At 72.6% G+C, this 12,740-nt stretch carries 12 protein-coding genes; 10 read left to right on the forward strand and 2 right to left on the reverse strand.

All coding sequences use genetic code 11. The features are described 5' to 3' along the window. Positions 1-200: 200 nt before the first annotated feature. Together ABIB53_RS11165 and ABIB53_RS11170 are read right to left on the reverse strand one after the other, a co-directional pair. Complete coding sequence (locus ABIB53_RS11165; protein WP_201468112.1) at positions 201-1,292, reverse strand: inositol-3-phosphate synthase; 1,092 nt, start codon at positions 1,290-1,292, stop codon at positions 201-203. Between the two features lie 46 nt (positions 1,293-1,338). Beyond that, a complete protein-coding gene (locus tag ABIB53_RS11170; protein WP_201468421.1) occupies positions 1,339-1,884 on the reverse strand; it encodes a PadR family transcriptional regulator in 546 nt (181 codons plus the stop codon). Positions 1,885-2,098: 214 nt separating this feature from the next. Between ABIB53_RS11170 and ABIB53_RS11175 the strand changes: the two genes are divergently transcribed. From ABIB53_RS11175 to ABIB53_RS11220, 10 genes are all read left to right on the forward strand, one after another. After that, the gene (locus tag ABIB53_RS11175) at positions 2,099-2,680 is read left to right on the forward strand and encodes a SigE family RNA polymerase sigma factor (protein WP_201468111.1); all 582 of its coding nucleotides are present in this window, start codon (positions 2,099-2,101) and stop codon (positions 2,678-2,680) included. Next, positions 2,677-3,627: a hypothetical protein gene (locus ABIB53_RS11180; RefSeq protein ID WP_354588203.1), complete on the forward strand. Its 951-nt coding sequence runs from the start codon at positions 2,677-2,679 to the stop codon at positions 3,625-3,627. The genes ABIB53_RS11175 and ABIB53_RS11180 overlap by 4 nt, the downstream gene beginning before the upstream one ends. 117 nt (positions 3,628-3,744) lie before the next feature. Beyond that, on the forward strand, positions 3,745-6,111 hold the full coding sequence (locus ABIB53_RS11185; RefSeq protein WP_354588204.1) for a transglycosylase domain-containing protein: 2,367 nt from the start codon (positions 3,745-3,747) through the stop codon (positions 6,109-6,111). Position 6,112: 1 nt separating this feature from the next. Beyond that, complete coding sequence (locus ABIB53_RS11190) at positions 6,113-7,432, forward strand: glycosyltransferase family protein (RefSeq protein ID WP_354588205.1); 1,320 nt, start codon at positions 6,113-6,115, stop codon at positions 7,430-7,432. Between the two features lie 145 nt (positions 7,433-7,577). After that, positions 7,578-7,865: a 30S ribosomal protein S6 gene (rpsF, locus tag ABIB53_RS11195; protein ID WP_068270775.1), complete on the forward strand. Its 288-nt coding sequence runs from the start codon at positions 7,578-7,580 to the stop codon at positions 7,863-7,865. A 79-nt stretch (positions 7,866-7,944) separates the two neighbouring features. After that, on the forward strand, positions 7,945-8,571 hold the full coding sequence (locus ABIB53_RS11200) for a single-stranded DNA-binding protein (protein ID WP_123093498.1): 627 nt from the start codon (positions 7,945-7,947) through the stop codon (positions 8,569-8,571). A gap of 81 nt (positions 8,572-8,652) precedes the next feature. Beyond that, the gene (gene rpsR / locus ABIB53_RS11205) at positions 8,653-8,889 is read left to right on the forward strand and encodes a 30S ribosomal protein S18 (protein ID WP_068270764.1); all 237 of its coding nucleotides are present in this window, start codon (positions 8,653-8,655) and stop codon (positions 8,887-8,889) included. Positions 8,890-8,922: 33 nt separating this feature from the next. Continuing rightward, positions 8,923-9,369, forward strand: coding sequence for a 50S ribosomal protein L9 (rplI, locus tag ABIB53_RS11210; RefSeq protein ID WP_123093497.1), 447 nt, complete (start codon positions 8,923-8,925; stop codon positions 9,367-9,369). Positions 9,370-9,511: 142 nt separating this feature from the next. After that, positions 9,512-11,128, forward strand: coding sequence for a hypothetical protein (locus ABIB53_RS11215; protein WP_354588206.1), 1,617 nt, complete (start codon positions 9,512-9,514; stop codon positions 11,126-11,128). A gap of 74 nt (positions 11,129-11,202) precedes the next feature. Then, positions 11,203-12,735 (forward strand): gamma-glutamyltransferase, encoded by a 1,533-nt coding sequence (locus ABIB53_RS11220; RefSeq protein WP_354588207.1) that lies wholly within the window; start codon positions 11,203-11,205, stop codon positions 12,733-12,735. Positions 12,736-12,740: the final 5 nt, after the last annotated feature.

Here is a 12,740-nt window from a genome sequence, read left to right on the forward strand (position 1 = left end):
CCACGCAGCAGGACGAGGCGTCCAAGGGTCGCTGAGCTCCCTGGTTCGGGACGGCGCGAAGGGGTGGTGGCCAGTGGCCACCACCCCTTCGTCATGCGCGGAGTCCTCTCTCAGCGCTCCTGCCATCTGAGGAGCGCTGAGTCCTCGCTCCTCCGGGCGGGCGGCTCCTTCGTCGCCGACCACCCTCCACCGCTCGTCTCTCAGCGCTCCTCGGTGCCCGCGATGAAGGCCTCGAGCTTCACGCGGCCCTCGGTGTCCTCGCGCTGCTCGGGCGGGGACTTCATGAGGTAGGAGCTCGCGGAGAGCAGGGCACCGCCGATGCCGCGGTCCTTGGCGATCTTCGCCGCGCGGATCGCGTCGATGATGATGCCGGCGCTGTTGGGGGAGTCCCACACCTCGAGCTTGTACTCCAGGTTGAGCGGGACGTCGCCGAAGGCGCGACCCTCGAGGCGCACGTAGGCCCACTTGCGGTCGTCGAGCCACGCGACGTAGTCCGACGGGCCGATGTGGACGTTCTTGTCGTCGATCTTGCCGGCGAGCGGGCCCTCGAGGTTGCTCGTCACGGCCTGGGTCTTGGAGACCTTCTTGGACTCCAGGCGCTCGCGCTCGAGCATGTTCTTGAAGTCCATGTTGCCGCCGACGTTGAGCTGGTAGGTGCGGTCGAGGACGACACCGCGCTGCTCGAAGAGCTTGGCCATGACGCGGTGCGTGATCGTCGCGCCGACCTGGCTCTTGATGTCGTCGCCGATGACCGGCACGCCCGCGGCCTCGAACTTCGCCGACCACTCCGGGTCGGAGGCGATGAAGACCGGCAGGGCGTTGACGAAGGCGACGCCCGCGTCGATGGCGCACTGCGCGTAGAACTTGTCGGCCTGCTCCGAGCCCACCGGCAGGTAGGAGACGAGCACGTCGACCTCGCGGTCCTTGAGGACCTGGACGACGTCGACGGGCTCGGCCGGCGACTCGTCGATCGTCATCGCGTAGTACTTGCCGATGCCGTCGAGGGTGTGGCCGCGCTGGACCTCGACACCGCTCGTGGGGACGTCGGCGATCTTGATGGTGTTGTTCTCGCTGGCGCCGATCGCCTCGGCGAGGTCCTTGCCGACCTTCTTGTCGTCGACGTCGAAGGCAGCGACGAACTCGACGTCGCTCACGTGGTACTCGCCGAACTGGACGTGCATGAGGCCGGGGACGTGACCGTCCGCGGGCGCGTCCTTGTAGTACTCGACACCCTGGACCAGCGAGCTGGCGCAGTTGCCGACGCCGACGATCGCGACGCGGATGGAACTCATGTGGTGCTCCTCGGTTGTGGTGATGGTGGTCGAAGGGGGACGAGGGTCAGGCCGGTGGGCCCGGACGGTGCTCGGCGTCGATGAGCTCGGTGAGCCATCGCACCTCGCGCTCGGTGGAGTCCTCGGCGTGACGCTGCAGGGCCGCGGTCCACGAGTCCATGCGGTCGCGGGAGCGCTGGGCGCTCGAGCGCATCGTGTCGAGGCGCTCCTCGAGCCGGCTGCGCCGGCCCTCGAGGATGCGCAGCCGGGTGTCGCGGTCCGTGCGCGAGAAGAAGGCGACGCGCAGCTCGAAGCCGTCGTCCTCCCAGGCGGCCGGGTCGATCCGGGCCGCCTGCCGGGCGAACTCCTCGCGGCCGGCCTCGGTGAGGGCGTAGGTGATCCGGGGGCGCTTGCCCGTCGGTGCCACCTGCGCATCCTCGACGATGAGCCCGGCCTGCAGCAGGGCCTTGAGGCAGGGGTAGAGCGTGCCGAAGGAGAGCGCTCGGAAGGCCCCGAGCGCGGCGTTGAGCCGACGACGCAGCTCGTAGCCGTGCATCGGGGACTCGTGGAGCAGCCCGAGGACGGCGAAGTCGAGCAGCGCTCGACGTCGCATCCGTCCCCCCTTCGCCTCTGGCACCCGTGGACTGTAACCCAGATATATCGCTTCGATAGGTCGGCGACGCGCGACCGGGGTGTCGCGACACGGCGGCGGGGGCCTCGTCCCCGGGGCGGAGGAGGCTGGCGGGGGAGGATGGAGGAGCAGCAGGGTGAACGACGCAGCGGGAGAGGACCCGGTCGGCGTCTAGAGGGATGTGACAGCAGTGGCGGTGCGACGCAGGGCGGGGATCTCGACCCCCCGTGCCGCCGTCGTGCCCCTGCGGCCGGCGACGACCGATCGCGTGGTGCCCCAGGAGCGGGCCGAGACCGCGAGCGTCGAGGCCTTCGTCGCCGCCCGGGGCGAGCAGCTCCTGCGCCTGGCCTACCTCGTCACCGGCAGCCACGCCGACGCAGAGGACCTCCTCCAGGACACCCTCTCCGACGTCCACCGCAAGTGGGACCGTGTGCGGGCCAGCGACCACCCCTACGCCTACGTCCGCACGATGCTCAACCACCGCCACATCTCCGGGCGTCGCCGCAAGTGGCACGGCGAGCACCCGACCGACCCGGCCGACGTCGTGGCGTTGGACCGGCGGGCGAGCGACCCGACGAGCGCCGTCGACGAGCACGACGAGCTGTGGCACCTCCTGGCCACCCTGCCCCCGCGCATGCGCACGGTCCTCGTGCTGCGCTACTTCGAGGACCTCGCCGACGACGAGATCGCCCGGACGCTCGGCATCGCCGTCTCGAGCGTGCGTGCGAGCGCGAGCCGCGCGCTCGCCGTCCTGCGCACGAAGGGGGTGTCGCGATGACCTGGTCGGACGACGAGCTCGACGCCCTGCTGCGCTCGACCCTCGCCCGGCGGGCCGAGGAGGTCGACTTCGAGCCGGGGCGGTGGGTCGAGGGCCTGCCGGCGGCCCGGCCGACGCGGGCCGAGGTCTGGCGCTCCCGGGCCCTGCTCGCCGGGGCCGGCCTCGCCGGGGCGGCCGCCGCCGCCGTCATCGTCATCGGGGCCCTCGACGCCGCGGGCACCTCGCCCGCCCCCGGTCCCCCGACCCAGGCGATCCCCGCCCCGACCTCGACGCGTGACACCTCGATCACCTCGTCGCCGACGACGGCGCGGGTGCCCTCCGCCTCGCTCACCCTGGACCCGGGCACGCCCACCGGTACCGGTGCGCCGCAGCCTCGCCCGGCGCCCGCCGTCCCCGCGCCGAGCAGCAGCCCGCAGGACCTGACGGCGACCCCGCCCACCTCGTCCTCGACGAGCTTGGGCGGGAGCGGGCCGAGCTCGACCCGCCCGCCGGTCGTCGCCCACCCCCGTACCCCCGACGACCCGCCGGTCTTCCGCACCTCGCCGCCCGTCGACACCCCGCCGACGACGTGGGAGCCGCCACCGCCCACCTCCGACCCTCCGCCGTCCCCTTCGCCGACCTCCACGACCGTCGAGGACCCGGTGACCCCGGTCGTCACCGTCGTCGCGAGCACGGGCGGGTCGCCCGTGCTGTGCGGCCCCGTGCACACCTGCCCCGAGCTCCTCGCGACGACCCAGGACCTACCGACCGGGGTCTACACGTTGCGCTGCACGGGGTGGAGCACGCCGGCGGGGACACCGCTCGGCGAGCTGACGACCACCCTCGGCCCGGAGCCGACGACGACGGCGACCGGGTGCTACGCGAGCACCGCGATACCCCAGGTCGAGGTCGCCGTGCTCGACGACGAGGGCGTCCTCGTCGCCACGACCGGTCGGGTCGACTGGTAGCGCCCAGCCCGGCAGCGGGCTCTTGCTGAGCCCGGTCCCAGGGTCAGCCGTCATACTTGCGATGCCCGGCGTGCCGCTGACGTGCGCCCGAACACCCTCACCACCCAGGAAGACCAGATGCCGCAGACCCCCCGCTCCCGAGCCGAGGCCCAGGCCACCCGCTCGCGCTCCGGACGGTCCCGCCGTCGCCCCGACGGCCGCCGTCGTCGCCGTGGGGGCTGGCTGCGCAAGATCGGCCTCGGGGTCCTCGCCCTCGCCCTGCTCGGGGTCGTCGGCATCGGCATCGCCTACGCGATGACCGACGTGCCCAAGCCCAACGAGCGCGCGACCCAGCAGGCCTCGGTCCTGTACTACTCGGACGGCAAGACCGTGCTCGACCGCGTCGCGCAGGTCAACCGCGAGTCGGTGGACATCTCGAAGGTGCCCCGCGACGTCCAGGAGGCCTTCCTCGCGGCGGAGGACCGCTCCTTCTACGAGAACGACGGCATCTCGCCCAAGGGCATCGGCCGCGCCGTGTGGGTCACCCTGCGCGGCGGCGAGCAGCAGGGTGGGTCGACGATCACCCAGCAGTACGTGAAGAACTACTACCTCACGCAGGACCGCACGCTCAGCCGCAAGGCCAAGGAGCTGCTCATCTCCGTCAAGATCGACAACGAGCTGAGCAAGGACCAGATCCTCCAGGACTACCTCAACACCATCTACTTCGGCCGCAACGCCGACGGCATCCAGACCGCCGCCCGGGCCTACTTCGGCAAGGACATCAGCACGCTCGACGTCTCCCAGGGCGCGCTCCTCGCGACCGTCATCCGCGGTCCCTCCCTCTACGACCCGCGCCTGGGCGCCGAGCAGCGCGAGGTGGCCAAGGACCGCTGGGCCTACGTGCTCGACGGGATGCTCGACGAGGGCTGGATCACCCAGGAGGAGCGCGACGACGCGACCTTCCCCTGGACCCGGCCCATCGCGACCGAGCAGGGTGCCAGCGACGACCTCGGCTTCGTCACGGAGGAGGTGCGCGACGAGCTGCGCACCCGCCTCAAGCTCACCGACGCGCAGATCTCCCAGGGCGGCTTCAAGATCGTCACGACGATCGACAAGCGCGCGCAGGACTCGGCGCGACGGGCGGTCGAGGAGAACTACCCCGAGGGCGACCGCGCGAAGAACCTCCACATCGGCCTGGTCTCCATCGCCCCCGGCGACGGCGCCGTGCGCGCGATGTACGGCGGCGAGCGCTTCGGCAAGGGCAGCTACTTCAACGACGCGCTCGACGGCAAGATGCAGGCCGGCTCGACGATGAAGCCCTTCACGATGCTCGCCGCGCTCGACAAGGGCATCCCGCTGTCGACCGTCTACTCGGGCTCGAGCCCCTTCTACAGCGAGGACTTCGCCTACGACGGGCCGGACGCGACGGACATCCAGCGCGCGGGCGGCGTCGTCAACTACGGCAACGCGAGCTACGGCCCGGTCGACATGCGCACCGCGACGCAGAAGTCGATCAACACCTACTACGCGCAGCTCAACCTCGCGGCGACGCCGAAGAGCAGCGCCGCCGCGGCCAAGGCGGCCGGTGTGCAGGGGTACGACGGGGGCAAGAAGATCCCGCTGTCGACCTCGCCGTCGAACGTCTTCGGCACCGACTCGGTCCGCGTCTTCGACATGGCGAACGCGTACGCGACGATCGCGGCGCAGGGCAACCGTGCTCGCCCGTACTTCATCGCCTCCGTCAAGGGCAACGGCGCCTACGAGATCGACTACGAGGTCAAGAAGGACGTCCGCAAGGCCTTCCCCCAGGACGTCAGCCGGGACGCGATCCAGGCGATGAGCCAGGTCGGCGCCCCCGGCGGCACCGGGTACCCGACGGTGGCCAACCTCGGTCGTCCGGTCGCCGGCAAGACGGGCACGACGTCGAACAACTACGCGGCGTGGTTCAACGGCTTCACCCCCGGTCAGCTCGCGACCGCCGTCGGCATCTACAAGGGTGACGGCAGCCTCGTCGAGAAGAACCAGCTCGTGAACATCGGCCAGTACTCCGAGGTCACCGGCGGCACCCTGCCTGCGACCATCTGGACCGACTTCATGATCGGCGCGCTCAAGGGCGAGCCGGTCAAGCAGCTGCCCCCGGCGGGCAACGTCCAGTACCGGCCCCAGCCGGGCGTGACGACCTCGACCCAGCCGCCGGCCCCGACGACGACCCAGCCGCCGGCGCCGACGACGACCCAGCCGCCGAGCACGACCACCTCGTCGAGCACGACGACGGAGAGCAGCACGTCGAGCTCGACCTCGAGCAGCACCACGTCGAGCACGTCGAGCAGCACCTCCTCGACGTCGACGACGTCGCCGCCGTCCACCTCGACGCCGCCGCCGACCTCGACGCCGCCGCCGACCTCGACCCCGCCGCCGTCGACGACGCCACCCCCGTCGCCGCCCTCGCTGCCGGTGACCCCGCCGACCGCCGGGGCGTCCACGACGAGCGGCACCCAGGACTGACGTGCGGCAGGACCTCCTGCCCGCCCCGGTGAGCGCGATCATCGGTGGGCCCCTCGGGCGGCGTGCGAGCGAGCGCGCCTCGTCGCTGGCCCAGCTGCTCTCGCTCGTCACGGCGATGACGGCGATCCCGCTCGTCCTCGGCGTGGCCCGGCAGGGGCACTGCGTGGCGAAGGGGTGGTCCGGTGACGAGCAGTTCTGGCGCGGATGCTTCTCCGACCTGCCCGCGCAGTACCAGATCGCGGGCCTCGACCGCGGCGTCGGCGCGTGGGTGCGCGGTGACGTGCCGCTCGAGCCGCTCCCGGTGCTCTCCGGCGCCATGTCGGCGGTCGCGACCCTCGTGCCCGACGGCTCGTGGCTCGCGCAGACCCGGTGGTACTTCGCGCTGTGGGCGGTGCTCGTCGCCGTCCTCGCGATGTCGTGCGTCGTCGCGGTGGGGCTGACCCGCCCGCACCGCCTCGACCTCGCGACCCAGCTCGCCCTCAGCCCGGTCTACGTCGTCGCCGCCTTCCTCAGCCCCGACCTGCTCGCCGTCGCCCTCGTCCTGTGGGCGATGTGGGCCTGGGAGCACGACCGACAGCGTGCCACCGGGGTCCTCCTCGGCGTCGCGCTCCTCGCGCACGGCTACGTCCTCGCGGTGCTGCTCGCGCTCGTGGGCACGGCGCTCGCCCAGCAGCGACGCGCCGAGCTGCGTCGCGCGCTCGTCCCGGCCGCGGTGGTCGTGCTCGTCCTCGGGCTCGCCAGCGCGCTGCTCGCGCCGGGCGTGTGGCGTCGCCCGCTCGAGGTGCTCACCGGCAACGGGTCCGGCTACGGGTCGCCGTGGCACGTGCCGGCTCTGCTCGGGCACCCGCTGCCCGTGTGGTCCGTCCTCGCGCTCGTGGCCCTCGGCTGGCTCGCGGCCCTCGCGCTCGGCCTGTGGTTCCTCAGCGCGGCCTGGCGCACCCCGACATGGGCCCAGCTGAGCGCCTTCGTCGTGCCGGTCGTCGCCATCACCTCCCGCGCGACGCCTGTCCAGGCGGCCCTGTGGGTCGTGCCGCTGGCGATCCTCGCGGGCGTCTCGTGGCGCACGCACCTCGGGCTCGTCGCCGTCGAGGTGGTCCACGCGAGCGCGCTGTGGCTCTACATCGGCGGGCTGTCCGACGCGGCGAAGGGGTTGCCCGCCGCCTGGTACGTCGTCATCACCCTCGGTCGAGCCCTCACCTGGGGCTTCCTCATGTGGTCGGTCTGGTACACCCCGAACGACACCCGCGGCGAGCGGCACGGGCCGCCCCCGGGTCAGCCGGCCCCGCCCCGCGCCGTGCCGGAGCCGCACCCGGCCCGATGATTTCGGGGCGGATCCCCCTTCGGGCTACCCTGGGGTGTCCCTCGTGCGATCTCGACGTCTCGTCGCGCCCGCACGCGGGTACGCAGCAACCCTCCTGTCACGGAGAGACCGTGACCGTCAAGACCGAAGGAGGCGGGTTATCAGCATGCGTCAGTACGAACTCATGATCATCCTCGACCCGGAGCTCGACGAGCGGGCCGTCACGCCCACGCTCGAGAAGTTCCTCACCGTCGTCACCAAGGACGGCGGCACCGTCGACAACGTCGACGCCTGGGGCCGTCGCCGCCTGGCGTACGAGATCGAGAAGAAGTCCGAGGGCCTCTACGCCGTCGCGACCTTCACCTGCGAGCCGGCCACGAGCAAGGAGCTCGACCGCCAGCTCGGTCTGAACGAGCAGGTCCTGCGGACCAAGCTCATGCGCGTCGAGGCCTGAGCCCCGACTCTCACCAGCGCTGTCGGTGCGAACCGGCACGCTCATCGGACACGATCACCACCAGGGACAAGGGACAGGCATGGCAGGCGACACCGTCATCACGATCATCGGCAACCTCACCGGCGACCCCGAGCTGCGCTTCACGCCCAGCGGTGCGGCCGTCGCGAACTTCACCGTGGCGAGCACGCCGCGGCAGTTCGACCGCCAGAGCAACGAGTGGAAGGACGGGGAGACCCTCTTCATGCGGTGCTCGGTGTGGCGTGAGGCCGCCGAGAACGTCGCGGAGTCGCTGACCCGCGGGTCCCGCGTCGTCGTCCAGGGCCGCCTGGTCTCCCGCTCGTGGGAGGACAAGGAGAGCGGCCAGAAGCGCTCCGTCATGGAGATGCAGGTCGACGAGGTCGGCCCCTCGCTGCGCTACGCCACCGCCAAGGTCACCAAGACCCAGCGCGGCGGCGGCGGTGGCGGCGGCTCCTGGGGCGGCGGCCAGCAGGGCGGCGGCGCTCAGGGTGGCCAGGGCGGCGGCTTCGGCGGCCAGTCCGAGGACCCCTGGGCCACCGGCGGCCAGCAGTCCGGTCAGGGCGGTCAGGGGGGCAACCAGGGCGGCTTCGGCGGCCAGGGCGGCTCCCAGGGCGCTGCCCCGAGCGGCGGCCAGGGCGGCGGCGGTGGCTGGGGCAACGCCCCCAGCTACGACGAGCCCCCCTTCTGACCGGTCGCGTCCACACCCACTGAAACACCCCATCCCGAGGATCACCCTCGGGCTCACCTCAGCTAGAAGGAGAGCACCACGATGGCCAAGCCCGTTGTGCGCAAGCCCAAGAAGAAGGCCAACCCGCTGAAGGCGGCGAAGGTCGAGAACATCGACTACAAGGACGCTGCGCTGCTGCGCAAGTTCATCTCCGACCGCGGCAAGATCCGTGCGCGTCGGGTCACCGGCGTCTCCGTCCAGGAGCAGCGCCTCATCGCCAAGGCGGTCAAGAACGCCCGCGAGATGGCTCTGCTGCCCTACTCGTCCAGCTCGCGCTGAGCCGGCTGCACGAGAACTTCGAAGGAGAACGACATGAAGGTGATCCTCACCCACGAGGTCAGCAACCTCGGTACCGCTGGTGACGTCGTCGACGTCAAGCCGGGCTACGCCCGCAACTTCCTCTTCCGTCGCGGTCTGGCCACCCAGTGGACCAAGGGCGCGCAGAAGCAGGTCGACGCGATCGCGGCCGGTCGCGCCGCCCGCGCCGTGAAGTCGCTCGAGGAGGCCCAGTCGATCAAGGGCAACCTCGAGGCCAACCCGGTGACCGTCACCGCGCACGCCGGTACCGGTGGCCGCCTCTTCGGCGCCATCACGAGCACCGAGGTCGCGCAGGCCGTCGCCGACGGCGGTGGCCCGTCCATCGACCGTCGCACGATCGAGATCCCGACGCCGATCAAGGCCGTCGGTCCGGCGCAGGCGCTCGTGCGTCTGCACCCGGAGGTCCAGGCGACCGTCACGCTCGACGTCGTCGCCGGCTGAGCACGACCCAGCAGCACCCCTCGAAGGGCCGACCACCACGGTGGTCGGCCCTTCGTCGTCTGGGTACTCCTCCCCATACCGGCGCGGTCGCGTCGCGACCTACCCTGGGCGGCAACGCACTCGTCTAGCAGGGGGTCTCCCGATGTCGTACCCGCCCAACGGTCAGCCCGCCCCGCCCCCCGGTCACGGGGGGCCCGCCGGTGGCGGCTTCGGCCCGCCCCCGCCCCAGGGCTACGGCCCGCCCGCCCCGCAGGGCTACCAGGGCCACCCCGCCGGCCCGGCGTACAGCCCCGGTTACGGCCAGCCGCCGGTGCCCCCGCGCCGCACTGGGCGCGGCGCGAAGATCGCCGCCTTCGGCGCGGCCGGCGTGCTCGGGCTCGGCCTGCTCGGTGGGGGAGCGGTCTTCGCGTACTCGAAGGTCAACGGCTCGGGCCCCCAGCCCGAGGAGGCGCTGCCCGGCGACGCCGTCGCCTTCGCCAAGGTCGACCTCGACCCCAGCGCGGACCAGAAGATCGACGCCTACCGCTTCCTGCGCAAGTTCCCCGACGCCAAGGACGCCGTGGGCGACCCGGCCGATGACGCCGACCTGCGCAAGGTGATCTTCGAGGGCATCCAGAAGGAGGGCGGCCTCGAGGGCCTGAGCTACGACTCCGACGTCGAGCCCTGGCTCGGCGACCGCTTCGGCGTGGCGATGCTCGCCGGTGGCGAGGGCGAGGAGCCCACGGGGGTCGTCGCCCTCGCGGTCACCGACACCGACAAGGCCAAGGCGGGTCTGGCCAAGGCCACCGGCGCCGAGGGCGGGTACTGCAGCGTCGGCGACGCCTTCGCCATCTGCGGCCAGGACCAGGCCGTCGTCGACAAGGCCGTGAACGACGCCGCCTCGGGCAGCCTGGCCGACTCCGCGAACTTCTCCGACGACATGAAGGCCCTCGGCGAGGACGGTCTGATGACCGCCTGGGTCGACGGCGACGCCGCCTCGAAGATCGCCGGCGCGGCGATGATGGGCGGCGGCTCGACCGGCCAGTCCTCGGGCCGCGTCGCCATGGCGCTGCGCTTCGACGGGCCCACCCTCGAGCTCGCCGGCACGGCCTCGGGCCAGCAGGCCGGGATGCTCTCCGACGACGACGTCTCCGTCGACTCGCTGCCCTCGGACGCGACCGGTGTGCTGAGCGTGCGCGGTCTGGGCCCGGCCGTGAAGACGATGTGGGGCGACCTCGAGAAGCAGGCGAAGGGGGTCGTCGGCGACGACCAGTGGCAGTCGGGGCTGGACGAGGCCCGCACCGCCACCGGGCTGTCCCTGCCGGACGACCTCGCCGCGCTCCTCGGTGACGACACCTCGGTCGTCATGGGTGGACCGGCCGCGGACGGCGTGCCGAAGATCGCGCTGCGCAGCAACGGCGAGAAGGCGAAGGCGGACACGCTCGTCTCGACGCTCAGCGGCCAGACCGGCTCTCCGCTGCCGCTCGTCACCAAGGACGGCAGCGACGGCACGTACGTCCTGGCGACCGAGGGCGGGTACGCCACGCACGTGGCTACCGGCTCCGGCCTCGGGGACTCCGACGCCTTCAAGGACGCGGTGCCCGACGCCGACGGCGCCAACGCCGTCGCCTACGTCGACATCGAGCAGGTCGTCGCCCAGTACGGCCAGGACATGGACGACGAGTCCAAGCGCAACCTCGGCGGCCTCAAGGCCTTCGGCATGAGCGCCAGCAGCGACGGGGACCGCTCCGACTTCCGGGTGCGCCTGACGACCCGCTGACCCGCGGCCGCGACGGGGGAGACCACGGCTCGCCGTGGGTCTCCCCCTTCGCGCGTCCTCCTACGATGAGCGTCATGACCGTCCCCGCCGCCATCGCGGCCCCCAACCTGGCCGCGGCGCACGCCGGACGAGCGGTCGCGCACGCCGGGGGGAACGCCGTCGACATCGCGCTCGCCGCGATGCTCACGGCGATGACGAACGAGCCGGGCCTCGTCAGCTCGATGGGCAGTGCCTTCATCACCGTGTGGACGGCCGGCCAGGAGCCGGAGGTCATCGACGGCAACGTCGTCATGGCGGGCAGGGGCCGGCCGCGGTCCGCCTTCGGCGGAGGCCTGCACGAGGTGACCTCGACGTACGGCGGGGGCGTGACGCTCATGGCCGGCCACGGCTCGGTCGCCGTGCCCGGGGCGTGGTCGGGCATGGGCACCGCTCACGAGCGGCACGGGCGCGTCGACTGGTCCGAGGTGCTGGCCCCCGCGATCGCGCAGGCGCGCGAGGGCTACCGGCTCGGTCCGGCCGCCGCGACCTACCTCGCGCTCGTCGGGCACGACATCTACGGGTGGTGTGAGGACAGCGCCGCCCTGCTCGTGCCCGGGGGCCGGGTCGTCGAGGCGGGCGAGCTCATCCGCGACGAGCCGCTCGCGCAGACCTACGAGCACATCGCACGGGTCGGCTGGCGGGACGTCTACACCGGGGAGATCGGCCGGCGGATGGTCGCCGACATGGACGCCCATGGTGGTCTCGTCTCGACGCAGGACCTCGAGCGCTTCGCGGCCCATGTGCGCGACCCCCTTCGCCTCGACGTCGGCGCGTGGGACCTCGCGACGAACCCGCCGCCCTCGGTCGGCGGGCCGATGCTGGCGCTCATGCTCGGCGCGCTCACGCGGCGCGCGCGGGCGGACTGGTCGGACATCATCGACATCCAGCGCCGGGTCCTCGGCTACCGCGTCGGGCATCACGACGTGAGCCCCGACCTCGAGGAGGCGGGGTGGCGGGCCCTCGAGGCCGCCCAGCGGTACGGCCTGGCCGGGCTGCCGACCTCGCCGAGCACCGCGCACGTCTCGGTCGTCGACGCGGAGGGCAACGCCTGCGCCTTCACCGCCTCGTCGGGCTACGGCTCGGGGGCGGTCGTGCCCGGCACCGGCCTGCAGCTCAACAACTCGCTGGGCGAGCTCGAGCTCAACCGCCTCGGGGTGCACGCCCTGCCCCCGGGCGCCCCGCTCGCCTCGAACATGGCGCCGACGGTCGGCCGGACCCCCGACGGCCGGGTGCTCGCCATCGGGTCGCCCGGCGCCGACCGGATCACGACCGCGCTCATGCAGGTGCTCGGCCAGGGCTGCCTGCACGAGGCGCCGCTGCAGCAGGCCGTCGACGCCCCCCGCGTGCACGTGCAGGTCGGCGGGGCGCTCGGCGGCACGGTCGTCGTCGACCACGAGAGCGACCCGGGCATCGAGGCCGCGATCGCCGCGAGCGGTCTGCCCGGTCACGACCACGGCCCGCGCTCGATGTACTTCGGCGGGGTGGGCGCCGCCTACCGCCGCGAGGACGGCGCGCTCGAGGCCGCCGGGGACCCCCGGCGCGCCGGCGCCGCGCTCGTCACCGGCTGACCCCC

Source organism: Janibacter sp. UYMM211, from assembly GCF_040547045.1.
In the GTDB taxonomy this organism is placed as follows: Bacteria; Actinomycetota; Actinomycetes; order Actinomycetales; family Dermatophilaceae; genus Marihabitans; species Marihabitans melonis.

What these genes read in the sequence shown, in the direction of transcription:
- ABIB53_RS11165 (WP_201468112.1), bottom strand. Translation starts at nt 1,292, where the DNA reads ATGAGTTCCATCCGCGTCGCGATCGTCGGCGTCGGCAACTGCGCCAGC.
- ABIB53_RS11170 (WP_201468421.1), bottom strand. Translation starts at nt 1,884, where the DNA reads ATGCGACGTCGAGCGCTGCTCGACTTCGCCGTCCTCGGGCTGCTCCAC.
- ABIB53_RS11180 (WP_354588203.1), top strand. Translation starts at nt 2,677, where the DNA reads ATGACCTGGTCGGACGACGAGCTCGACGCCCTGCTGCGCTCGACCCTC.
- ABIB53_RS11185 (WP_354588204.1), top strand. Translation starts at nt 3,745, where the DNA reads ATGCCGCAGACCCCCCGCTCCCGAGCCGAGGCCCAGGCCACCCGCTCG.
- rpsF (WP_068270775.1), top strand. Translation starts at nt 7,578, where the DNA reads ATGCGTCAGTACGAACTCATGATCATCCTCGACCCGGAGCTCGACGAG.
- ABIB53_RS11200 (WP_123093498.1), top strand. Translation starts at nt 7,945, where the DNA reads ATGGCAGGCGACACCGTCATCACGATCATCGGCAACCTCACCGGCGAC.
- rpsR (WP_068270764.1), top strand. Translation starts at nt 8,653, where the DNA reads ATGGCCAAGCCCGTTGTGCGCAAGCCCAAGAAGAAGGCCAACCCGCTG.
- rplI (WP_123093497.1), top strand. Translation starts at nt 8,923, where the DNA reads ATGAAGGTGATCCTCACCCACGAGGTCAGCAACCTCGGTACCGCTGGT.
- ABIB53_RS11215 (WP_354588206.1), top strand. Translation starts at nt 9,512, where the DNA reads ATGTCGTACCCGCCCAACGGTCAGCCCGCCCCGCCCCCCGGTCACGGG.
- ABIB53_RS11220 (WP_354588207.1), top strand. Translation starts at nt 11,203, where the DNA reads ATGACCGTCCCCGCCGCCATCGCGGCCCCCAACCTGGCCGCGGCGCAC.